The organism is Flavobacterium sp. ALJ2 (genome assembly GCF_015594725.1).
GTDB lineage: Bacteria > Bacteroidota > Bacteroidia > Flavobacteriales > Flavobacteriaceae > Flavobacterium.
The window spans coordinates 27,831-51,884 of record NZ_JADNRC010000014.1 but is presented as its reverse complement, the minus strand read 5'-3'; the positions used below and the strand labels follow the sequence as shown (position 1 = coordinate 51,884).

General features: G+C 33.0%; 20 protein-coding genes. 9 read left to right on the top strand and 11 right to left on the bottom strand.

The features are described 5' to 3' along the window. Positions 1-144 precede the first annotated feature (144 nt). The gene (locus IUY40_RS15440; protein ID WP_195737756.1) at positions 145-2,265 is read left to right on the top strand and encodes a M3 family metallopeptidase; all 2,121 of its coding nucleotides are present in this window, start codon (positions 145-147) and stop codon (positions 2,263-2,265) included. Positions 2,266-2,428: 163 nt separating this feature from the next. Here the strand turns inward: IUY40_RS15440 and IUY40_RS15435 are convergent, their stop codons facing one another. The 6 genes from IUY40_RS15435 to IUY40_RS15410 form a co-directional block, all read right to left on the bottom strand. Further along, a complete protein-coding gene (locus tag IUY40_RS15435; RefSeq protein WP_229335581.1) occupies positions 2,429-2,992 on the bottom strand; it encodes a hypothetical protein in 564 nt (187 codons plus the stop codon). 216 nt (positions 2,993-3,208) lie between these two features. After that, the gene (gene tsf, locus IUY40_RS15430; RefSeq protein WP_195737755.1) at positions 3,209-4,033 is read right to left on the bottom strand and encodes a translation elongation factor Ts; all 825 of its coding nucleotides are present in this window, start codon (positions 4,031-4,033) and stop codon (positions 3,209-3,211) included. Positions 4,034-4,171: 138 nt separating this feature from the next. Continuing rightward, entirely contained in the window at positions 4,172-4,969 is a 798-nt protein-coding gene (rpsB, locus tag IUY40_RS15425) for a 30S ribosomal protein S2 (protein ID WP_195737754.1), read from the bottom strand. A 174-nt stretch (positions 4,970-5,143) separates the two neighbouring features. Further along, a complete protein-coding gene (gene rpsI, locus IUY40_RS15420) occupies positions 5,144-5,530 on the bottom strand; it encodes a 30S ribosomal protein S9 (protein ID WP_007808909.1) in 387 nt (128 codons plus the stop codon). Continuing rightward, positions 5,530-5,985, bottom strand: coding sequence for a 50S ribosomal protein L13 (gene rplM, locus IUY40_RS15415; RefSeq protein WP_195737753.1), 456 nt, complete (start codon positions 5,983-5,985; stop codon positions 5,530-5,532). Before rplM ends, rpsI begins: the two co-directional genes overlap by 1 nt. Before the next feature lie 289 nt (positions 5,986-6,274). Further along, on the bottom strand, positions 6,275-7,408 hold the full coding sequence (locus IUY40_RS15410) for a hypothetical protein (RefSeq protein ID WP_195737752.1): 1,134 nt from the start codon (positions 7,406-7,408) through the stop codon (positions 6,275-6,277). 397 nt (positions 7,409-7,805) lie between these two features. Between IUY40_RS15410 and IUY40_RS15405 the strand changes: the two genes are divergently transcribed. Beyond that, positions 7,806-8,588 (top strand): IS30 family transposase, encoded by a 783-nt coding sequence (locus IUY40_RS15405; RefSeq protein ID WP_195737751.1) that lies wholly within the window; start codon positions 7,806-7,808, stop codon positions 8,586-8,588. Between the two features lie 710 nt (positions 8,589-9,298). Here the strand turns inward: IUY40_RS15405 and IUY40_RS15400 are convergent. Together IUY40_RS15400 and IUY40_RS15395 are read right to left on the bottom strand one after the other, a co-directional pair. Beyond that, positions 9,299-10,111 carry a ferritin-like domain-containing protein gene (locus IUY40_RS15400; protein WP_195737750.1) on the bottom strand — a complete coding sequence of 271 codons (813 nt, stop codon included), beginning with the start codon at positions 10,109-10,111 and terminating at the stop codon, positions 9,299-9,301. 27 nt (positions 10,112-10,138) lie between these two features. Continuing rightward, a complete protein-coding gene (locus IUY40_RS15395; protein WP_195737749.1) occupies positions 10,139-10,888 on the bottom strand; it encodes a ferritin-like domain-containing protein in 750 nt (249 codons plus the stop codon). A gap of 231 nt (positions 10,889-11,119) precedes the next feature. On the opposite strand from IUY40_RS15395, the gene IUY40_RS15390 reads away from it, so the two are divergent. Continuing rightward, a complete protein-coding gene (locus IUY40_RS15390; protein WP_195737748.1) occupies positions 11,120-12,148 on the top strand; it encodes a LacI family DNA-binding transcriptional regulator in 1,029 nt (342 codons plus the stop codon). A gap of 103 nt (positions 12,149-12,251) precedes the next feature. Here the strand turns inward: IUY40_RS15390 and polA are convergent, their stop codons facing one another. Continuing rightward, a complete protein-coding gene (gene polA / locus IUY40_RS15385) occupies positions 12,252-15,095 on the bottom strand; it encodes a DNA polymerase I (protein ID WP_195737747.1) in 2,844 nt (947 codons plus the stop codon). Between the two features lie 316 nt (positions 15,096-15,411). On the opposite strand from polA, the gene IUY40_RS15380 reads away from it, so the two are divergent. From IUY40_RS15380 to IUY40_RS15355, 6 genes are all read left to right on the top strand, one after another. Further along, positions 15,412-15,606, top strand: a complete 195-nt coding sequence (locus IUY40_RS15380; RefSeq protein ID WP_195737746.1) for a hypothetical protein — start codon at positions 15,412-15,414, stop codon at positions 15,604-15,606. A 184-nt stretch (positions 15,607-15,790) separates the two neighbouring features. After that, complete coding sequence (locus tag IUY40_RS15375) at positions 15,791-16,465, top strand: response regulator transcription factor (protein WP_195737745.1); 675 nt, start codon at positions 15,791-15,793, stop codon at positions 16,463-16,465. Positions 16,466-16,475: 10 nt separating this feature from the next. Next, positions 16,476-17,810, top strand: a complete 1,335-nt coding sequence (locus tag IUY40_RS15370) for a HAMP domain-containing sensor histidine kinase (RefSeq protein ID WP_317190933.1) — start codon at positions 16,476-16,478, stop codon at positions 17,808-17,810. A gap of 106 nt (positions 17,811-17,916) precedes the next feature. Next, positions 17,917-18,111, top strand: a complete 195-nt coding sequence (locus tag IUY40_RS15365; RefSeq protein ID WP_195737744.1) for a hypothetical protein — start codon at positions 17,917-17,919, stop codon at positions 18,109-18,111. A gap of 194 nt (positions 18,112-18,305) precedes the next feature. After that, positions 18,306-19,547 carry a metallophosphoesterase gene (locus tag IUY40_RS15360; RefSeq protein WP_195737743.1) on the top strand — a complete coding sequence of 414 codons (1,242 nt, stop codon included), beginning with the start codon at positions 18,306-18,308 and terminating at the stop codon, positions 19,545-19,547. 73 nt (positions 19,548-19,620) lie between these two features. Next, positions 19,621-19,917 (top strand): thioredoxin family protein, encoded by a 297-nt coding sequence (locus IUY40_RS15355; protein WP_035623602.1) that lies wholly within the window; start codon positions 19,621-19,623, stop codon positions 19,915-19,917. Between the two features lie 56 nt (positions 19,918-19,973). On the opposite strand, the gene IUY40_RS15350 is transcribed toward IUY40_RS15355, so the two are convergent. Together IUY40_RS15350 and IUY40_RS15345 are read right to left on the bottom strand one after the other, a co-directional pair. After that, complete coding sequence (locus tag IUY40_RS15350) at positions 19,974-20,621, bottom strand: polysaccharide deacetylase family protein (protein ID WP_195737742.1); 648 nt, start codon at positions 20,619-20,621, stop codon at positions 19,974-19,976. A 91-nt stretch (positions 20,622-20,712) separates the two neighbouring features. Further along, positions 20,713-23,988 carry a DUF2723 domain-containing protein gene (locus IUY40_RS15345; protein WP_195737741.1) on the bottom strand — a complete coding sequence of 1,092 codons (3,276 nt, stop codon included), beginning with the start codon at positions 23,986-23,988 and terminating at the stop codon, positions 20,713-20,715. Positions 23,989-24,054: the final 66 nt, after the last annotated feature.

Below are 24,054 nucleotides of genomic sequence, written 5' to 3'. Positions count from 1 at the left end.
AATTTAAGATATTATTCGGAGTATTTATTTTATAAAGAATATAGTTGCTAAGTGTTTTGCTTGTATTTTTTTACTGTTTGTTAAAATCGATTAATAGTTGCATTTGATTGTTATATTTGCTTTTAATATTTTTAAATAATGCACATGAAAAAAATTGTTACAATTCTAATTATGGCTACTTCTTTAACTTCTGTTCAGTCACAAACAAATTCACAAAATCCATTAGTACAAAAATGGACTGGTCCGTATGGTGGTGTTCCTGCTTTTACAGAATATAAAATTGCCGATTTTAAGTCTGCTTTTGATGTTGCGATTAAGCAAAAAAAAGAGGAGATTGATGCTATTGCAAATAATCCAAAGCCTGCAACTTTTGATAATACAATTGCTCAATTGGAACGTTCAGGGAAAACGTTGTCAAGAGTCATGATGGTTTATGGAATTTATTCTTCTAATAGCAGTACTCCAGAATTTACATTGATTAAAAAGGATATTGAACCTTTATTAGCGGCACAATCTACTAGTTTTTATCAAAACAGAAAATTGTTTGGTAGAATTGAAAAGCTTTATAATTCTCCGGATAAAAAAAAATTAACTAGCGAGCAACAAAGACTTATTTGGGTTTATCATACAGAATTTAATAAGCAAGGAGCTAATTTAAGTGATGCTGATAAAGCTAAAGTTGGAGAAATCAATAAGCAATTATCAACGTTATTTTCTAAGTTTAGCCAAAATTTATTGGCTGAAGAAAATGATCAATATGTTGCATTGTCAAGTGAGGCTGATTTTGATGGTTTGCCTGAGGGAATAAAAAATGCCGCTATGGCTCAAGCCAAAGAAAGAAAGCTTTCGGCGATAGGTTGTATTGCAAATACACGTTCTTTTGTGGAGCCTTTTTTAACTTTTTCTACCAATAGACAATTGAGAGAGAAGGTTTGGAGAATGTTTATAAACAGAGGAGATAATGGAGATGAACACGATAATAAATCGACTTTGGTTGAAATATTACAGCTTCGTGCTGCAAAAGCAAAACTTTTAGGTTATCCTACTTTTGCGCATTGGAATTTAACTAATAGAATGGCTAAAACTCCAGAGAGAGCTATGGCTTTAATGGAGGCTGTTTGGGAGCCTGCAGTGACTCAGGTTCATAAAGATGTTGCAGATATGCAAAAGATTGTTGTAGCCGAAGGAGGTAAGTTTGAGATAGAACCATGGGATTATCGTTATTATGCTGAAAAGGTTAGAAAAGAAAAATATGATTTAGATCAAAATGTGGTTAAGGAATATCTTCAGCTTGAAAAATTACGTGAGGGAATGTTTTGGGTAGCAGGTGAATTATTTGATTTAAAATTTAAACAAATAACGGATGTTCCTGTTTATCATCCAGACGTAAGAGTTTGGGAGGTATCTAACGCAAAGTCAGGTAAAGTAGTAGGTTTGTGGTACTTTGATCCATATGCACGTAAAGGAAAGCGTTCTGGCGCTTGGATGAACGCATACAGACAACAGCAAAAAATGGATGGTGATGTTCTTACGATTGTTTCTAATAATAGTAATTTTATTAAAGGAAATGAGAATGAACCTGTCTTGATTTCATGGACTGATGCGACTACTTTGTTTCATGAATTTGGGCATGCTTTGCATGGTTTATGTTCGAATGTAACGTATCCAACTCTGTCAGGAACTGCTGTAGCAAGAGATTATGTTGAGTTTCCATCTCAAATCTTAGAGCGTTGGTTAGAAACTCCTGAGGTGTTGAATAAATTTGCTTTAAACTATAAAACGGGTAAGCCTATTCCTAAAGATTTGGTAGATCGTATTGCAAAAGCAGCAACATTTAATGAAGGGTTTTCTACTGTAGAAACTATTTCGAGTTCTCTTATAGATATGAAATTGCATTTAGCAGGAGATTCAGTTATAGATCCTGTTGTTTTTGAAAAGGAAACATTGGATAAGCTTAAAATGCCAAAAGAAATCGTAATGCGTCATCGTATTCCACAGTTTGGACATATTTTCTCTAGTGATGGTTATGCAAGTGGATATTATAGTTATTTATGGGCTGACGTTATTAGTGCCGATGCTTATGAGGCATTTACAGAAGCAAAAGGGCCATACGATAAAGAGGTCGCAAAAAGGCTGCATGATAAAATATTTAGTATTGGTAACACAACAGATCAAGAGGAAGCTTACAAATCTTTTAGAGGGCATAATCCTGAGATTAATGCTCTAATGAAAGCGAGAGGTTTTGAGGGCCCAGTTGTTAAATAAAAGAAATAGTTATCTAAAAAACAGTTATATAGTCGGAGGATTTTTCTTCTGACTATCTTATCTATTAAGCCGAGTTTTCTGGGTAATAGTTATTAGATATAAAATTAAAGCAGCTCTGTCATGGAGCTGCTTTTGTGTTTTCTAGATTAAGATCTTTATTTGTTTAGTGTCCCCAAGGTTTTTCAGGTACAGGAATTTCTTTGCTTAAATCAAAACTAACTTGAAAATGATTTGGAGAGTTAGCTTTTCTTAAATTATAGGTATATTCATTTCCGTCTATTGTTACCCACCAGACATTAGCTGATGCAGCTGGAATTAAATCTGTTGTTTGTTGATCGGCAGGAAAAAATTGAATTTGTGCTGCTCCTGTATTTGTTGTAGTTCCTCCGTATTGTGTGATTTTATCTTCTGATCCGTCTTTTAAGCGATGATCGTGTTTTAATTGAATCCCTGCTTTTGTTTTGGTAAATACCCAAGTTCGGGAATGGTCATCTCCTACATAAAAGGGAATCTTAATTTCAGAATCGGAACAACTCATTACATACATTGATAGTTTCTTATCAGCAAAATCTTTAGGAGCTGGTTCTGTGCTTAGTTTGCCTGAGTAGGCCTTGCCACAATGTGCTTGTAATTGCTTCCAAAATTCATCTTGAGCATTCTTGTTTTGTGCAAAAACGGAACCCATTGTAAAAAACAGAACGAGTAAAAAATAATTTAGTCTCATCATTTTATTTTATAAGTGTTATTTTCAAATATACCCTTTTTTATCTAATGAAATTTCTCGTTTGGGAGTGTTTTTTATAGAATTGTATTTGGTAATAAACAAAAAATGACGAAGTTTTAATACCCCATCATTTTAATTTATGCGGTATTATGATATCGTTTAAACTAAAAAAGGTTGGAATTTCTTCCAACCTTTTTTGTATGTAATTTAGAATATAGATTATCCTAAAGCAGCTCTTTTGAAACCTGTTACAGTTAAATTAGCATCAACAGATTTTACATAAGCGGCAACGCTTAATGAACCATCCTTAATGTAATCTTGGTTAACTAAAGTGTTGTCTTTGTAAAAACGTTGAATTTTTCCTTTAGAAATGTTTTCCAACATTGCTTCTGGTTTACCTTCAGCTCTTAATTGGTCTTTAGCGATTTCAATTTCTTTTTCAATGATTGCAGAATCAACACCAGCAGCATCTAAAGCGATTGGGTTCATTGCTGCAGCTTGCATTGCAACGTTTCTAGCAGCTTCTCCAGCACCAGGAACATTAGCAGAAAGAGCAACTATAGTAGCGATTTTGTTTCCAGAGTGAATGTATGATCCTACAAACGCACCTTCTAATTTCTCAAAAGTTCTAATTTCTAATTTTTCACCGATAACTCCTGTTTGCTCAATTAATTTATCAGCAACAGTAATTCCGTGGAAATCAGAAGCTAAAAATTCTTCTTTAGTGTTGTAGTTTAATGCTAAATTAGCCATTTCAGTAGCCATTTTCACAAAACTTTCGTTCATTCCAACAAAGTCAGTTTCACAGTTTAAAGTGATAACAACACCAGCAGTATTGTCAGCATTTACAACAGCGATTGCAGCACCTTCAGTAGATTCTCTGTCTGAACGATTAGCAGCCACTTTTTGACCTTTTTTACGTAAGTTTTCGATAGCTAAATCAAAATCTCCGTCTGCTTCAACCAAGGCTTTTTTGCAGTCCATCATTCCTGCACCAGTGATTGTTCTTAATTTATTTACGTCTGCAGCAGTAATTGTTGCCATATTGTATGTTTTTTTATGAGTTAAAAGTAAAAATTCCAATCTTTAAATCTCAAATTCCAATTTTATCAAATTATCAACATAATGTTTCTAACTTTTTTATGGGATTTGGAATTTAAAAATTGGAATTTAAATGTTTATTTATTCTTTTGTTTCAGCAGGAGCTTCAACAGCTTCAGTAGCAGGAGCCTCAACAGCAGGAGCTACTTCTTCTGTAGCAGGTAACAACGCTTCAGTCTCTTTATCAGAACCTCTGTCAGAAAGACCTTCAACGATTGCAGCTGTAACTAAAGATAAAATTTTATCAATTGATTTAGAAGCATCATCATTTGATGGGATAACATACTCTACTTCTCTAGGATCAGAGTTAGTATCAACCATTGCAAAAACTGGAATGTTTAATTTTTGTGCTTCTTTTATTGCGATATGTTCAGCTTTGATATCTACTACGAACAATGCTGCAGGTAGTCTAGACATGTCTGCAATTGAACCTAAGTTTTTCTCTAGTTTAGCACGAAGACGATCTACTTGTAAACGCTCTTTCTTAGAAAGTGTCATGAAAGTACCGTCTTTCTTCATTTTATCAATAGTAGCCATTTTTTTAACAGCTTTACGGATAGTTACGAAGTTAGTTAGCATTCCACCAGGCCATCTTTCAGTGATGTAAGGCATGTTTGCAGCTTTTGCTTTCTCAGCAACGATGTCTTTAGCTTGTTTTTTGGTAGCAACGAATAATATTTTTCTACCTGATGCAGCGATTTTTTTCAAAGCTTCATTAGCTTCTTCAATTTTTGCTGCAGTTTTATATAGATTGATAATGTGAATACCATTACGCTCCATATAAATGTAAGGAGCCATGTTTGGGTCCCATTTTCTAGTCATGTGTCCAAAGTGAACACCTGCTTCTAGTAATTCTTTTACGTCTATTTTGTTTGCCATTTTTGTACTAGTTTACGTTCTGTTGATTAGCAATGTATAAATGGCTGTTTTCCAGGCTTTATACATTTAGATGCTAAACTATTTCCTACCTCAATAGGAGAGCAACAACAACTGTTTTTTTTAAATTCAATAATAATTGATATGTCTTGTCCTAAATGAACAAGACAGGTAATATTAACGTTTAGAGAATTGGAATCTCTTACGAGCTTTCTTCTGACCGAATTTCTTACGTTCAACCATTCTTGGATCTCTTGTTAATAAACCTTCTGGTTTTAAGATAGCTCTGTTTTCAGCATTTACTTCACACATAACACGTGCTAATGCCATTCTTACAGCTTCTGCTTGACCAGTTGAACCACCTCCGTAAACATTTACTTTTACATCAAAGTTGTTTACATTTTCTGTCATAGACATTGGTTGTAAAACTTTGTATTGCAAAGTTGCAGTTGGGAAATAGGTTGCGAATTCTTTTTTGTTTACAGTGATTTTTCCTGTTCCTTCTGAAACATAAACACGTGCAACAGCGGTTTTTCTTCTACCGATTTTGTGAATAACTCCCATTACTTAAGATCGTTTAGGTTAACAGTTCTAGGTTTTTGAGCTCCTTGTTTGTGCTCAGATCCTACAACTACATTTAAATTTCTGAAAAGTTCAGCTCCTAATTTGTTCTTAGGTAACATTCCTTTTACTGCTTTTTCTACTAATAATGCAGGGTTTTTTGCTTGCAATACTTTAGCAGTTAAAGTTCTTTGTCCTCCTGGGTAACCTGTATGACGCATGTAAATTTTGTCATCCATTTTTGTACCTGTAAGGTTAATTTTTTCTGAGTTGATAACAATTACGTTATCTCCACAGTCAACGTGCGGTGTGTAACTAGGCTTGTACTTACCTCTTAAGATCATTGCAACCTTTGAAGCAAGACGTCCTAAGTTATGACCATCAGCGTCAACAACAATCCACTCTTTAGTTACAGTGGCTTTGCTAGTTGAAACTGTTTTGTAGCTTAATGCGTCCATAATATTATTTTAATTAAACATTCCATCCCCAATAAAGGGGTTGCAAAAGTACAATTAATTATTTTAAATACAAATACCTTAAAAGATTATTTTAACTGCTGAGAATCAGGAGGTATCTTTGTTATTTAAAAGCATAAAAAAACCAGCTTTACAAAAAGTATGCTGGTTCGGATATTTTGGGGTGAATTTTGTTAGACAATAAACAAATTTGTTATGTCTACAAGCCGTTACGTATTAGGTGATTTGTTATGAGTTTTTAGTTTGCTGTAGTCTTATAATATGATACGGGTTATAATTTCCAAAAAATCATTGAAGTTCTGTTTGCGAGGGTATTATAATTAATACTGTCACTTCCATTATTTAATCTCCAAGTTAATGGAAATCCTGAAGCTCCTGCCATCTTAAAATAAATGCGGTCACCTGCTTGTCCACCAGCAGTTAAATTTACAGAATAAGTGTAATTACCATAGCTATTAAGCTTTATAAGTGTTAATTCCGCAATATCTAATAAGATATCCGTTGGTCGATCTGATGGTGTGGGTCCCGTTTGTTTTAATGCGCTAATATAAAAGGGGGCTGCATCGGGGGAGTCCCCTTCAATTGGACCATATAAACGGAAAGAAAAAACATAAGCTCCTGTTTCAGGTAATGTTATACTTTGTATTCTTGTATTGTCATCTTTGCGCCACTCTAGCTTAGTTCCTCTATATCCATTATTAGTCCCGTTGCTTCCTCCTGTAGAACCTTGTGAAATTGAAACACTTGTATGTAAAGTATATTGAGCAATACTTGTAGTATTAGTACCTCCGATATCTATATAGCCTAAAATGTTATTCGAAAAATAGATTGGGACATTGGCTATTGAAGTAGGGCTACTTACTTTGGGTTTTCCTGTAACGACATAGGTGAGTTTGCCAGTGCTGATGGCCTGTCCTGGCTGTAATGAGAAATAAAGACCATTGTATTCATACGATTCTCCTTCAGAATAATACCCTTCATTGCCTCCATTATATCTAACTTCTAGAATACCATTATAATTTTCTCCTGCAGTATATGAATTTGGAGTAAGTACAGCACTTTGCTTAATTAGTCCGCCTTCTATTTTAGCTTTTATTGTAGTGGCGTCTGTAAGTAATCTCCATTTTGAGCCATTCCAGAACATAAAACCTTTAATAGGAAAATCTGGGTGTAATCCTGTGTTGTAAACCAAAAGCGATGTGGCTACTTTATTCCCTGCAATAGATGTTTGATCGGTTTCTCCTTTTAAAGTTACTTTAGGAAGTAGTATCCCTTTATTAGTTGAGACAACTTCTAATTGAGAAGAAGGATCTGGTTTAAGAGTGCCTATTGCAGTTTGAGCATTTGATATAAATCCGATAAGGATTAAAACAGTAGCTGTAATTTTTTTTGTTGTTGATATCATTTTACTTTTAAATGTTTTTGTGTGGATAATTTATTGATAGGCAGTAGGATTCTCATAGCTTATTATTGTATAAAAGTTTGTCTAATTCTTTTTCGAGTAGTATGTATTCTGATTTTATCTTGTCGGCAATAACAGGTATTCTGTCTCCAGTTATACATTGTTCGGTTTGTTCTTGTTTATGCAGCAAATATACTAAGATATTTCTTGTAAGTTCAATTAATAAGTGCAACAGATAAATTTAACACACTTGGAGTTATGCCCCAAGTGTGTTAAGGTCAAAAGCCTAAATTTATCTTGCATGAGAAAATATAAACAATTAACCCAAGAGCAAAGATTCCAAATAGAAGCTCTATTACAAGCTGGATTCAATCAAACAAAGGTAGCAGCTTAACTAGGTGTGAATCGCAGTACCATTTGTAGAGAATTAAAGAGATCAATACCTAAACGCGGTAGAGGTTCTAGTGAGTATAGTGCTTCAAATGCTCAGAAAAAGACTTGTGAACGACATAAGAAAAAGCATAAATTAGTTTTATTAACACCTGATTTAAAGCAAGCTATCTTCGATAAAATAACTTTGGACAAGTGGAGTCCTGAGTTACTTTCAGCACGTTGGAAGTTAGAAGGTAAAGTAAAAGTTAGTCATGAAACCATTTATAAATGGGTATGGGAAGCTAAGCATTCTAATAGGGTCGAGAATAGACCTTTTAAGATGATTTACCAAGAATTGAGACATGGTAAAAGAAGACAAAAAAGAGGAAATATAAAAGACACTCGAGGAGCAATTCTCAATCGTAAACATATAAGTGAGAGGCCAGCTGTTATTGAACAAAGAAAAAGAATCGGAGATTTAGAAGCTGACTTAATGATGGGAAAAAATCACAAATCAGCCTTATTAGTCCTTACAGATAGAACTACGTTGATTACAATGATAGATAAGTTACAGGGTAAAACAGCATTAGAAGTCACCCAGAAAATAATTGAAAGGCTTTCCAGATTCAACTCTAGCTACGTCAAAACAATCACTTTTGACAACGGAAAAGAGTTTGCTGGACATGATGAGATCGCAAAAAAAAATGAATCTAAAAACCTACTTTGCAATACCATATACCTCGCAAGAAAAAGGTACCGTAGAAATAGAATAGGAGTTATTAGACGCTTTTTCCAAAGAAAACCGATTTGAGAAATGTAACAAACCAAAGAATTAAACAAGTAGAATTATCAATAAATAACAGACCAATTAGAAAAGTCAATTACCGTAGTCCAATTGAAATTCTAAATAATAAGTTTGTTGCACTTATGAGTTGAAGACGCTCTTAATTAATTTGCCTAAAATAGAATATTTTCTAAATTACTTCATTTATGACAGAAAACACGATTAAGAGGATTAAAATGTATATTGATTTTAAAGAAATAAGAGTTAGTTCTTTATAAAGGGATACAGGGATGTCTAATGGTTCTTTTGCTAGTCAATTGAAGAATAAAAAAACGATTGGTGTAGATAAATTAGAAAATATCTTAAAAAAAATATTTAGACATTAATCCCGAATGGCTATTAACTGGTAGGGGGGAAATGTTAAGAGAAGTAGAAAAAGCCATGGTAATTATAAAGGAAGACGGAATAGTGCTAGAGAATCACTATAAAGAGTTAGCAGGAGCAAGACAGGAAATCATTATCATGCTCAAAGAAAAATAGAGTTTCTTCAAAAAGAAATCGATGAATTGAGAAGTAATGAAAGAAAATAAATTTATAATTTAATGACTAACGAATAGCTAAGTCAATAAACAAAAAATGGTATAGAAAGTTATATGCTGTCTTGCTTTATAAAACAAATAAAAAAAACCAGCTCAACAATTAAGTAAGCTGGTTCGGATATTTTAGAGTAAATTTTGTTACACAATAAATAAATTTGCTATGTCTACGACCTGTTGCGTTGTAAGCGGTTCATCATAAGCTTCTGAACCTGCAGCTGCTCCAAATAGCGTTGCTGTGTTATATCCAGCTTGTATCGTTAATTCTTCTCCGTTGTACACAGCTTGAGTTTCGGGGGGCATTCCTGCGCCTCGTTCATTGCCGCTTATCCATCCTTTAAGGCCGCGTATTCGTCGTACTTCTGATGCGTGACGAGCTTCTACGGAATGGATTTGTAGTGCAGCGGTTAATAAATCTGGTGTAGAAATTAAATTTCCTGCTTGACCTTTATAAGCTCTTACCCCTGTATCCTCAAAGGCTTGTGCTAAAGCTAAGAATGTTGGATAATCATTAAATGGGTCAAAAGCACCACCAACAGTAAAGTCAAAAGTTGGTTTAGGAACAAAGTTAGCACTTGCAGTTCCGCCTAATCCGGCAATCAGGAATTTAACATGACTCGATTCATGGGCGGCAATTTGTTGAAAAACTTTTAAATCGCGTCCTCCATTTTCAGATGCAGGAATAACTCCATGATCTAATGCCATAGCGTAAAATTCATCTTCAAGATATTCTAATGTTAATGCAAACTGTAATGCTCCAATTGGAGTTGCAGGAGTTGCTGTTATATCTTTCGCTAGAGCTTTATTAGCTAATGAAGATAATCCAAAAGGTATTGAGGCTATTGCCAAAGTCTTTCCGATGTTTCCAAATTGCATAAAGCTATCTCTTCTTGAACCCGTGCTTCTCATTGCACTTTCGTCAGCAAAAGTTTCTATAAATTTTAATATGTTCATAATTTCTAAATTTTAAGAGGGTTATAATTATGGTAAGTATTTTGCCGTGAATGGAGTTGTTATAAATCCTCCAGCAACTGCCAAAATTTTAGATGGGTCTTTTGCTACATCTAATCCAGTTGTAGCATTTACTACATCATCGCCCGCAAAATCTTTAGAATTTGGGTTAATCAAACTTCTAATAGCTGAAGCATGTCTTGCCTCTACAGAAACGATTTTTCCTGCTAATACTAAATAGTCTGCACTCTTAATTAATTTTCCTGCACCATTATATGCGGCTACTCCTGTGTCTTCAAGAGCTTTGGCAGTAGCAAGTACTTCAGTACGACTGTTAAAATTCATACTTCCGTAATTAAAGGCTAGGCTAGGAAGTAATTGGGTGCTTGGTTTAGGGAGTGCTCCGCTTAAAGCAGCTTTAAAAAAATCTCTGTGAATCACTTCGTGGTGATATAAGTCAGTAAGAACCTGACGTTCGATTTCGTTAAAGACTGAATTGAAGCTTGAAGCATTTACAACTTTAGTATAAAAATCGGCTTCTAATTGTTCTAAGGCATATGCATATGTTAATACACCAAAATCTCCAGAGCCTAGGTCGAAAACGCCATTTCTAATTCCAGGTAGTGAAGTGTCGTCTATGGGCATGTCTTCGTTGTCATCGTGACTGCATCCTGCCAAAAGTAAGCCAGTGCTAACAAGCGTTAGTCCACTGATCTTAAGAAAACTCCTTCTGTCGCTGAGTAAGGGGTTAACTTCGTGAATTTTAACTTCGTTTTTCATAATTCAATTTCTTTAAAGTGGTTGTTAATAGTAATTATAATCATGTGTAAATAGTTATAAACGAAATTTTCAGGAGGACGGTTTTAAAATCTCACCTTTTTTTATTTTTTATTTAAAATATTTTAGGGAAGTGTTGTAATTACTTGAAAGTTTAATGTAGGTTTTGTCTGTTTTTTGGTTTAATTTCCGTAATTCTACTATATTTGTATTAATTCAATAAAATTATCTTAAATGAAAGCTAAAGCAACTCTAAAACAAATCGCAAAAGAACTTAATGTTTCCGTGTCTACAGTTTCTAAGGCACTTAATGATAGTCCTGAAATTAGTGAGCAGACTAAAATTAAAATTAAAGAGTATGCCAAACTAAAAAATTACAAACCGAATGTTATTGGCTTGAATTTAAAAAACCGTAAAACAAAAACGATTGGAGTTATTATACCTAATATATTAAACTCATTTTTTGCTAAGGTTTTTAGTGGTATCGAAAAAGTAGCTGATAAAAAAGGATATAATGTGATTACCTGTATTTCGAACGAGTCATTGGAGAAAGAGATTCATACGCTTGAAATGTTGAGCAACGGAACGATTGATGGTTTTATATTATCGGTTTCTGAAGAGGCTCAGAAATTACAAGAATACAATCATTTTAAAGAAATTATAAACGACGGAACACCAATTGTAATGTTCGATAGGATTGCAGAAGGAGTAGAGTGTGATAAAGTGATAGTTGATGATTTTGATTCCGCTTTAAACTCAACACAACACTTAATTAATTTGGGATGTAAAAATATAGCCTTAATTTCTTCAGTAGATAACTTGAGTGTTGGGAAATTGAGAGCCGATGGATATCTAAAAGCTTTAGAGAATAATAATATTCCTGTAAATGAAAATATCATTCTTCGAACTGATTCAGAAGAAGATATGAAAAGTAAGATCGATGCTGTTTTTGACCATAAAATTGATGCTATTTTTGCTTTAGATGAAAATGATTCAGTTGCAGCTTTAAGGGTTAGTCTGAAAAAAGGATATAGAGTTCCAGAAGACATATCAATAATAGGTTTTGCCGACGGAATCTTAGCTTCGAGACGATTATCACCAAGTTTAACTACAATAAGCCAACACGGAATAGAAATTGGCGAAGTTGCTGCCAAACGATTAATCTCAAGATTAGAAGAAAAAGAAGGAGAGAGCAGCGATTACGAAACCATCGTAATTAAAACCAAATTGAAAGAAAGAGAATCAACAAGAAAATCTAAATAATAAAAAAATCCATTAGCGAAAGCTAGTGGATTTTTTTTATTAAGGTATAAGATTAATGAATTTTAGTATTTCAAGAAAATCTAAACTCAGCAATCTATAATTTTTAATGTGCCTCTAACCAATCTCTACCCATACCTAGTTCTACTTCTAATGGAACTGCCATTATAAATGCGTTTTCCATTTCATATTTAATCATGGGTTGTATTTTTTCAAGTTCGTCATTGTGTACATCAAACACAAGCTCATCATGTACTTGAAGCAACATTTTAGATTTCCAGTTTTCAGATGTTAGTTTCTTATGAATATTAATCATCGCAATTTTAATAACATCGGCAGCACTTCCTTGAATAGGTGCGTTTACAGCATTTCTTTCGGCTCCGCCACGTACAATTGCGTTTTGTGAATTAATATCTTTTAAATAACGACGACGGCCTAGAATAGTTTGTACATAACCATTCTCTCTTGCAAAATCTATTTGCTCCTGAATGTATGATTTTAATCTTGGATATGTTTTATAGTACGCTTCGATTAATGTTGCACTTTCGCTTCTAGATAGTGAAGTTTGGTTGCTTAATCCAAAAGCCGAAACACCATAGATAATACCAAAGTTTACTGTTTTGGCATGGCTACGTTGTTCACGAGTTACTTCTTCTAAGGCTACGTTAAAAACTTTAGAAGCGGTAGATTTATGAATATCTTCATGATTCTGGAATGCTTTTATCATATTCTCTTCTCCACTTAAAGCGGCGATGATTCGTAATTCTATTTGAGAATAATCGGCAGATATTAAGGTGTAATTTTCATCACGAGCAATAAAAGCTTTACGTATTTGTCTTCCTCTTTCGGTACGAATTGGAATGTTTTGTAAGTTAGGATTGTTAGAGCTCAAACGACCTGTTGCAGCTACAGTTTGCATATAATCGGTATGGACTCTTTTAGAAACTGGATCTACTTGCAATGGCAACGCTTCAACATAGGTGTTTTGCAATTTGACAAGCGAGCGCCAATCTAGGATTGCAGCAACAATCTCATTGTCTTTGGCTAAATAACTTAAGATTTCTTCACCAGTTGCGTATTGACCAGTTTTAGTTTTCTTTTGCTTAGCTCCACCAATTTTTAATTTATCAAATAAAATATCACCTAATTGTTTTGGCGAAGCAAGGTTGAATTGTTCTCCTGCTATTTCGTATATTTTGGTTTCTAATGTTTTAATATCATTGCCTAATTCTTCTGATAATGATTTTAAGAAATCTACATCAAGACGAATCCCCTCAGTTTCCATAGCAGCCAAAACACTAACCAACGGAATCTCGATTTCGTCGAATAATTTTTTAGTTTCGGTTTTATCTAATTCAGTTGTGAATATCTCTTTCAGTTGCAAAGTTACATCGGCATCTTCTACAGCATATTCTTTTATGTCTTCGAGAGTAACTTCGCGCATTGATTTTTGATTCTTTCCTTTTTTACCAATTAGATCTTCAATCGATTTTGGAGCATATTTTAAATAAGTTTCAGATAAAATATCCATATTATGGCGCATATCTGGATTGATCAGGTAATGAGCAATCATAGTATCGAATAATTTTCCTTTTACCAAAACACCATAATTCAATAATACTTTTAAATCGTATTTTAAATTTTGACCAATTTTTTCAATTGCTTCATTTTCAAAAAACGGAATAAACTTTTCGATTAATGCTTTTGCTTCCTCTTGATTTTCTGGAAACGGAACATAAAATCCTTTTCCTTTTTCGTAAGAAAATGAAATCCCAACTAATTCTGCATGTAGCTCATTTAATCCAGTAGTTTCGGTATCAAAACAAACAGACGTTTGTTTCTGTAAATTTTGCAAAAGCAATTTCAACCCTAAATCACCTTGTACGATTTGGTAAGAGTGAGGTGTATTTTCTAAATTGCTATAAAAAGAAGTTCTTTGGGTTTCTGGATTTTCTTCATCAGTAGTGGCACTTCCAAAAAGGTCAAATTGATTATCGTTTTTTGGGGCTGTTTTTTTGTATAATTTTGGATCAGGAGTTGCTACGGTAGCTAATCCGCTTCCATCTGTTTTAAAAAGATTGTCAAATTGCTCTGCCATTCTTCTAAATTCCAATTCTTGAAAGATAGCATCAGTTTTTTCAATATCAGGACGAGTTAATTCGTAATCTACTTCGTTAAAAGTTACTGGGCAATCTAATAAAATAGTTGCTAATGTTTTTGATAATAAACCTTTCTCAACATTAGCTTCGATGTTCTCTTTCATTTTCCCTTTTAGCTTGTCGGTATTTGCTAGAAGGTTTTCCATAGAGCCATATTCTTTCAATAGTTTTTTGGCAGTAACCTCTCCAACTCCTGGAAGCCCAGGAATATTATCGGCAGCATCACCCATCATTCCTAGAAAGTCAATTACTTGCTCAGGACGTTCGATTTCAAATTTTGCCAATACTTCAGGAACTCCCCATATCTCTATTCCGTTACCCATTCGGGCTGGTTTGTACATAAATATATTCTCAGAAACCAGTTGTGCAAAATCCTTATCTGGCGTTACCATAAATACTTTATAGTTTTCTTTTTCAGCTTGTTTTGCAATAGTTCCAATTAAATCATCGGCTTCATAGCCAGCAACTTCTATAATCGGGATATGCATTGCTTTTAATAATTCATGTATATAAGGAACAGCAATTTTTATAGCTTCCGGAGTTACATCGCGATTAGCCTTGTATTCAGGAAATATCTCGTTACGCAAGGCACTTCCTCCTTTATCAAATGCTACTGCCAAATGATCTGGTTTTTCTCTTTTTATAACATCCAAAAGAGAGTTCATGAATCCCATAATTGCAGAGGTATCCATTCCTTTGGAGTTAATTCGCGGGTTTTTTATAAAGGCATAATAACCACGAAATATTAAGGCGTAGGCATCAAGAAGAAAAAGACGTTTTTGAGTTGACATAAAAAAAATATTAGTCTGTAAAAATAAACAATTGGGTTTTAAAAACGATTCGGTTCTTGAAAATTTAATCAGGGGAAACTCAAATTAGAATTGAAATGTTTTATCAGAGATGTTTTTTTTGCCATCTGTAGAGATGCACCGCAGAGCATCTCTGATAATATATGTTATCTATATGTGTGTAAGTCAATGATAAATCCCAATAGTTAATGTCTAGTTAAATTTTTTATATCACTATTTTCTTCATTTTGTCTTCATATTACAGATGTAAATTTGGTGTATAAAATAAGAGATAATTAATTTTTAAATAGTAGAAATCATGAGAAATTTAGTAATGTTATTAGTAGCAGTTTTAGGAACAAGTGTAATGGTTAGTGCAGCTACAACTCCAGTTAAAACAACTCCTGCAAAAGAAGTTAAAGGGACCAAGCACCCAAAAGCAAAAACAGATAAAAAAGCAAAATCTGAAACAAAAGTTGCTCCTAAAGCAGAACCAATGAAAGCTAAAAAATAGATGTCGTTTTTGTTTTGCTTTAAATGAAGGTTGATAGCGATAGGCAAAACAAAAAGGATAATTATTGATTAAGGCTGATAAAGAAATTTATCAGCCTTTTTTGTTCAGACAGGCGTTAAATTTTTAATAATTAAAAAAATGCGTTTTCATTATTTGCTTACTTTTAATTTATAAAATACTATTTATGAATATTCTTATTGTCGAAGATAATAAAGAACTAGCTATCGAGGTTAAAGATTTTTTGAGTGATGGCGGTTATGTATGTAAAATTGCTAATACTTGTAATGAAGCGTTAGATGAAATTGGCGGAAATGATTATGATGCCATGCTGCTAGACTTAGGTTTGCCAGATGGAGATGGTTTTGATGTTTTAAAAGCAGTTCGTAAGACTAAATCCAAAATTGCAGTAATTGTTATTACCGCTCGTGGAGAATTAGATGACAGGATTGATGGATTGCATCTTGGTGCCGATGATTATCTTACTAAGCCATTTGCATTGACGGAATTAAGTGCACGCCTATTTGCTGTTATTCGTAGAATGCATGGTTATACTTTGAATGATTTGGTTGTACACGGATTTTCATTGCAATTACAAGATTACAAAGTAAGTTATGATGGAACGCCGATTAATTTGACCAAGAAAGAATTTGATATTTTTCAATATTTAGTATTGAATAAAAATCGTGTAATTACCAGATTACAATTAACAGAACATATTTGGGGAGATATTCTGGAGATAAATTCAGATTCGAATTTTATTGATGTTCATGTTCGAAATCTTCGAAAAAAACTAGACAAACACACCACTATAGATTGGTTTGAAACCGTGAGAAATGTAGGATATCGTATTAATTCCTAAATAAATTAACGTGAAAATAAAACATCAATTAGCCATTTTTAATGCACTAACACGGTTGTTGGTGATTTTAGTTTTATGGTTAATGCTGCCTATTTTGGTTGAAAATGTAGTTTACAGGCATATTAATAATGGACTTGTAGAGAAGAAAAAGAAGTTTATAGAGCATTTAAATCAAAATGAGATTGATGATTTTATCGAAAAAGCGGATGATTCAACCGAAACATATTCACAGTTTTCGAGTTTGCATAGTGAGTTTTTGGTGCTTTCAAGATTGCCAAAACTGCCAAACCAAGAAAAGACCACCTTTGTTAATGAAAATAGAATTATAGAAGGTGAAGAAAATGAATATAGGATATTACAATATCATTTTACCTACGAAAAGATAGGGTATCAGTTAGAAATAGGAAGCAGTTTGGCAGAAATAAAAGATCTTACTTTTATTATTAAGCTCTTTATTATTATTGTCTTAGTTGTAATTGTTTTGATAACATTCTTGGCAGATACTTTTTATATAGAGTATTTACTCAAGCCTTTTTATAAAATAATTGATACTAAAATACGTAGAGTAAATGAGCCCGAAGCTTTTGATCATACTCCAATTAAAGCGCATTCGGCAGATTTTAGAGAATTAGATTCGGTTTTAAACCAAATGATGGATAGGATAGGAGAGCTTTTTAAAAAAGAAAAACAGTTTATATCCAATGTTTCCCATGAATTATTAACTCCGATTGCATTATTGAAAAATAAATTCGAAAACTTGTTGCAAAATGAATCTCTGAATGATAATGCAGTAGATAAAATCGCTGGCTCACTCAGAACTTTGGATATGTTAAAGAAAATAATCAATAATTTATTGCTGATTTCCAGAATCGAAAATAATCAATATACTGCCAATGAGGTTATTAATTTTTATGAAATCGTAAGCGGATTGTATGAAGATTTACAAGATAGAATTGATGATAAAGGATTGCAGTTCTCTAATAAAATGCAGCATGATTTTGATTTTATGGGTAATAATACACTAATGCATATTTTATTGTATAATCTGGTTACCAATGCAATAAAATATAATAAAGAGAACGGAAGTATTACTATTAGCGATGGGTTTTTAAATCAACATTACTATTTGTCTATTTCTGATTCGGGAATAGGAATGAATGAAACCCAAGTCGAAAAGATATTTAATCGATTTACCCGAATTAGTTCTGATCAGGATGGTCAGGGTTTAGGCTTGGCTATAGCCGATAGTATTGCATCTTTTCATCATATAGAAATAAAGGTAACTTCGAGTCCTAATGAAGGTACTACGTTTATATTATTGTTCTCAAATAGCATTAAAGCTTAATTAAAAGTTAAAATTTCTAGGCAAGGAAAATCTTCATTTAATCTTCATTTAGTGAATATATCTTTGACCTATAATTAATGAAATAATAATCATAAAACTAACAATCATGAAAAAAGTATTAATGCTAGCTATAGCAGTTTTAGGAACAACAGCAATGGTAAATGCTCAAACAACTCCAGCACAAACTACTCCAGCAAAAGAAGTAAAAGCGACTAAACATGCTAAAAAGAAAGCAGATAAAAAAGCAGAAGCTGTAAAAACAGAAATGGCTAAGCCAGAAGTAGCAAAAGCTAAAAAATAAGGGTTTGATAAGTATTTTACTTACTGTAAATAAGGGATAATAATTTACATAGGGGGTAAGTAGAATAATAGTTTTAGTAGGTAAAAGGCTGGTGGATTTATTCATCAGCTTTTTTGTTATTGTTTGCGTTAAATTTTTGATAATTAAAAGTTGTTGCATTTTCATTCTTTGTTACTTTGCCTAAAAAAACACCAATGACCATTCGTTTTATAATTATTTGCGCTCTTTTTTTATTTATTGAGTTGTATTCTTTTCAGGCTATCCGAACTTTAATTAAATTAAGATGGCTCTTGATAAGTTACCAAATAATAAGTTTATTACTTTTTGTATTTATAATATATTCCTTTACGCAATTTGATCGTTCAGTTGGACAAACTAAGCAAACTATGTTTACTATGGGATTAATGCTATTGGTTTATGTGCCAAAAATTGTAATTACATTAGTACTTTTAGGTGAAGATCTTTTTCGTGTAGGAGTTGGGTTGGTTAATTATTTTATTGAAAATCCAAACCCAGTAAAAAATAGCGTAATTCCGAGCCGAAGAAAATTTGTAAGCCAATTGGCAGTAGGTTTGGCAGCAGTTCCCTTTCTGTCTTTGATCTATGGAATTTTTGAAGGAAAATATAATTTTAAAGTAATCAAACAAACGGTGTTTTTTCCAGATTTGCCAGATGCTTTTGATGGATTTACAATTACACAAATTTCTGATGTGCATTCTGGAAGTTTCGATAATCCAGAGAAAATAAGTTATGCTATTGATTTAGTAAACGAACAAAACTCGGATATGATTTTGTTTACAGGAGATATTGTTAACACGCATGCTACCGAAATGCATCCTTGGCTAGAGACTTTTAATAAAATAAAAGACCCTAAATTTGGTAAATATGCAGTTTTAGGGAATCATGATTATGGCGAATATGTTGCTTGGCCATCAGAACAAAAGAAAGAAGAAAACTTTGAAGCGATAAAAAGCTTATATGAACAAATTGGTTTTCAATTGTTATTAAATGAGCATACATATATTCAAAAAGGAGAAGATAAAATTGCTTTGGTAGGTGTTGAAAATTGGGGACATAATTTTAAGCAGGCAGGTGATTTAAATAAAGCTTCGCAAGGTGTTCAACAAGATGATTTCAAGGTGTTAATGAGTCATGATCCAAGTCATTGGGAGTATGAAATAAAAAAACATCCTAAGAATTTTCACCTCACTTTGTCAGGGCATACGCATGGGATGCAATTTGGAATTGAAATTCCAGGTTATTTTAAATGGAGTTTGGCACAATATGTGTACAAACAATGGGCTGGTTTGTATGAAAATGCGGGCCGCTATATATATGTAAATCGTGGTTTTGGTTTTCATGCTTATCCAGGACGTGTAGGGATAATGCCCGAAATAACCGTGATTGAACTAAAAAAAGGGAAGAATGTGGCATAATTCGTTAAAAATGCTACATTTGTATATAATAAATTCTTTTTAGTAGATTTAAAAAGATTAAATTTTTGGTTTTATGTCAAAATTCGGAGAACTTATAAATGCTCAAGTTCCAGTGTTAATAGATTTTTACACCGATTGGAACGAATCATCAGTGTCAATGCATCCTGTAATTAAGGATGTTGCAGCTGCGCTAGGCGATAAAGCTAAGGTGATAAAAATAGATGTGGATAAAAATCAGGAATTAGCAGATGCTCTTAGAATAAAAGGGCTGCCTACTTTAATGATATATAAAGAAGGTCAGATGATTTGGAGGCAATCTGGTGAATTAGATGCAAATACTATTATTGGAATTGTGCAAGAGCAATTCTAATTTCTTCTATATACTACAAACTTGTGGTATTTTATACTTTATTGGATGTTCTACGTTTAATAAATAACATCAAATATAAAATTGTTTTCTTTTAAATAATCTAATGTTTTTGGTAATGCAAATTTAAGGTTTTGCGATGCTTTTACGCTATCGTGAAAGACGATAATACTTCCTGATTTTACATTTTTTATAACATTCTGCAAGCATTTTTCAGGAGATATACTTTGATCAAAATCTGCGCTTAAAACATCCCACATTATTATTTTATACCCTAATTGGCGTAATTGTACCGACTGTGATTTTGTTATTTTTCCGTAAGGAGGGCGAAAAATACTTGACTGAATATTGTTTTTAGTAGAGGATTGTTGAATTTGTTTAGCACATAAAAGACTATTGTTTAAATAAGTTGCTGTAGCAGTTTTCCATCCATTTAAATGATCGTAAGTGTGGTTTCCTATGTTATGTCCCTCATCGATTATTTTTTTAAAAATCTCAGGATGTTTTTCGATGTTGTTCCCAATGCAGAAGAAAGAAGCTTTCGCATTTCGTTTTTTGAGTTCAGATAAAACCCATTCAGTGATTTCGGGAGTAGGGCCATCATCAAAAGTCAAATAAATTTTATTCTCTTTATTAGGGATATCCCAATAATAGTTAGAAAAAAGATGTTTGATTAGCTGGTTTGTCTTAATCCAATAAAAACTCATTTTCAGAAATTTTAGATTATGTAAAAATAAAAAATGTAGCGGTATTTTTCAATAGCGCTACATTTTTTAATTATTATATTTTGAATATTATTTATTCCTTTTCACGACCAAATCGCTCAAAAACATTTACATAAGTGTTAAAGATAGCTTTTTGTTTGTTGTAAAACGGTAGGTCTTTGCTGTCTTTCATTACTTGTAATAAGCTTCTGTATCTTTCGATATCAGTAATAATATCGATAGCAAGACTTGATTGCTCAGAAGGAGTTAGATGACTATAGTAGTCAAGGTTCTCTTTGTATTTGTTTATTAGTTTTTCAAGTAAATCATGCGCTTTGACTTTTTCGCCAACATCATAATATCCTTTTGCAAAAGGTTCAACTAATGAGTAATAACCAAATTTATCCAATGGCATTTTGGTCATTGCTAAATTGATGATGTTTTTGGCTTTGTCAATTTTACCTTCAGAAATTAATTGTTTCATTAATCTAGAAAGGTTCGTGCGGTACGTGATGCTGTTTCGTCTGGTTTCAGGATCATGATAAATTTTATCACTATCGCTGTTACCCCAGTCCCATTTCATTACAATATTGTACATTTTTTCAGAGTCAATTTGTCCCATATCCATAGGTCCTCCTTCTTTAGAAGGAACGTTTTTGATAGGTACAAGTTTATATGTCATACCATCAAGTTGAAGGTAGTTTTTTAGCCATAGATAATCTTCATCATCAAAAGCACCTCCGCTAAAATAAATTGGTCTTTTCCAGTCGTTGTTTGCTAATATATCAAGCATCATCAGACGATTTTTGTATATGGCACTTCCTTTAATATCAATGTCGATATAAGGAACTATAGAGTCATAATACTTTGGTGCGACTACTTTATTCTTAATAATATTGTCTTTGTTTATAGTAAGACGAATTTTATTAGTTGGGTAAAAATGAATTGTCTGTCCGTTTTGCATTTCAACAGTTGACTTAGGATTTTTTATGAAATTTATAAAATCTTTAATATCCCATCGGCTGTCTATTTTTGGAATGTGAGCTACATAATCTCGTTTATCTCCCACATATTGATCATGAGTGAAAGAAATTGGCAACGGATCTGATTCGTAAGCTTTCATTTTCATCTGATCAATATACCAATCAGTCATGAATAAACTTGTATTTACTATTTTCACATCAGTTCTGATGTGTTCAATCTCTTGAGCATACCATAATGGGAAAGTATCATTATCGCCAATAGTATATAAAATAGCATTTGGATCGCATGAATTTAAATACGCCTTGGCCATCGATAAAGCAGTGTATTTGTTTGATCTGTCGTGGTCGTCCCAGTTTTGAGAAGCCATAAGTACAGGTGCGGCAAGTAAGCTACCAGCAATAACTATTGGTCCGGCAATTTTTGGAGCGATATATTTCTGTAAACTTTCATAGAGGGCATATACTCCAAATCCAATCCAAATGGCAAATACATAAAAGGAACCTACTAGTGCATAATCTCTTTCACGAGGTTCAAAAGGCCTTTCGTTTAGATATATTTTTAGTGCAAAGCCAGTAAATAAGAATAAAGCGAGTAGGACATAAAAGCTTTTTAAATCTTTATTAGCATGGTACATTAATCCAACTAAGCCGAGGATGAATGGCAAGAAGAAATAAACATTTCTTCCTTTGTTGTTTAATACATCTGAAGGTAAGTTGTCTTGAGAACCTAAACGGATTGAATCTAATAATTTGATTCCGCTAATCCAATTTCCGTCTAAGTTGTCGTATTTTCCTTGAACATCACTTTGACGGCCAACAAAATTCCACATTAAATACCTCCAATACATATATCCAAATTGATATTCTAGCATGAATCCCAAGTTGTCTGCCATTGCTGGTTTTTCGACAATTAAGTAATCCCCGTAGCTTTTTAAGAATTTAATATAACCATTGTTGTCAATTTGTTTTTGAGCATAAGCTTTTTTGAATTCCATGATTGTTTTTTCAACCTCATGTCTCAGTTGAGCAGTTGCTTTATTGTATTCCTCTTCAGATAATTGACTTGGATCAATGCCGTATTTTTGTAAATCATCCTCGTAAGGATAGTTTGGATTTATCTTAAATGCAGGAGGATTGGTGAAGTTTATGTAGTTCTCTGCATGATCAGTGCTCCACATTCTAGGTAAAAATGTTTTTTGAGCATCATCAGAATTTTGTGCAGCATTTTTATAATTGTTGGTAATTATATATTTACCAGTTTTGTAATCTCTTTCGTAATTTGGTTTCTTGTCAAGATAAGGAGTGTTTTTGTCTAATCCTGCAAACATTTCTGTGTATTGAGGTCCGTAAAACAATGGGTTGTCGCCATATTGCTCACGATTATAATAAGCAAGTACCTCGGTTGCATCCGAAGGTTTATTTTCGTTAATTACAGTATTAGCATTGGCTCTAATAGGTAGCATCAACCAAGTTGAGAATCCAATTAAAATGAATAAGATACAAAGTATTATTGTATTGTAAAAAACAAGGCCTTTTTGTTTGGTATAACGTAATCCGAAATAAAAGAAGGCGATAAAAACTAAGGCTACAAAAATAGTTCCTGAGTTAAAAGGCATTCCCATTTCATTAACCATAAAAATCTCGGTTTTACCAAAGAAAGCCATTGTTAATGGAAGTAATAATATAAAAATGAACAGTAAGACTGCTACTACCACGAGATTAGCGATAATGAAGTTCTTGATGGTAACTTTTTCGTAGTTTTTGAAGAAGTAAAGGAATCCAATTGCAGGAATTGTAAGTAATGCCATGAAATGTACACCAAATGAAAGACCAACTACTAATGATATAATTAGTAACCATTTATTGCCTCTTGGAGTATGCATGTCTTGTTCCCAACGTAATCCCAACCAAAAAAGTAAAGCAATTAATAAGGATGCCATAGCATAAACTTCTGCTTCAACAGCATTAAACCAGAAACTATCAGAGAATGTATAAGCTAATGCTCCAACAAAAGAGCTTCCTAGAATTACAATTGCATTGTTCTTGTTGATTTCAGAAAAACGTGCTATCATCTTTTTAAGAATAATAGAAGAAGACCAGAACATGAATAGTATTGTAAATGCACTAGAGAATACAGACATCATATTTACCATTAAAGCAATATGTTGATTATCTATTGCAAACATTGCAAAGAAAGCACCCATCATTTGGTATAAAGGTGCTCCGGGTGGGTGACCTACTTCAAGCTTTGCAGCTGTAGCGATGTATTCACCACAATCCCAAAAACTCATTGTAGGTTCAACAGTAAGTGTGTAGGTTATTAAAGCGATTGTAAAAGTTAACCAACCAATAATTGTATTCCATTTATTAAAGTTGAATTGTGCCATATTTAGGTGTTAAAAATTTGTCCTTATTTAATCTTACAAAGAAAATGTTTTTTTGTGTAATCAAAC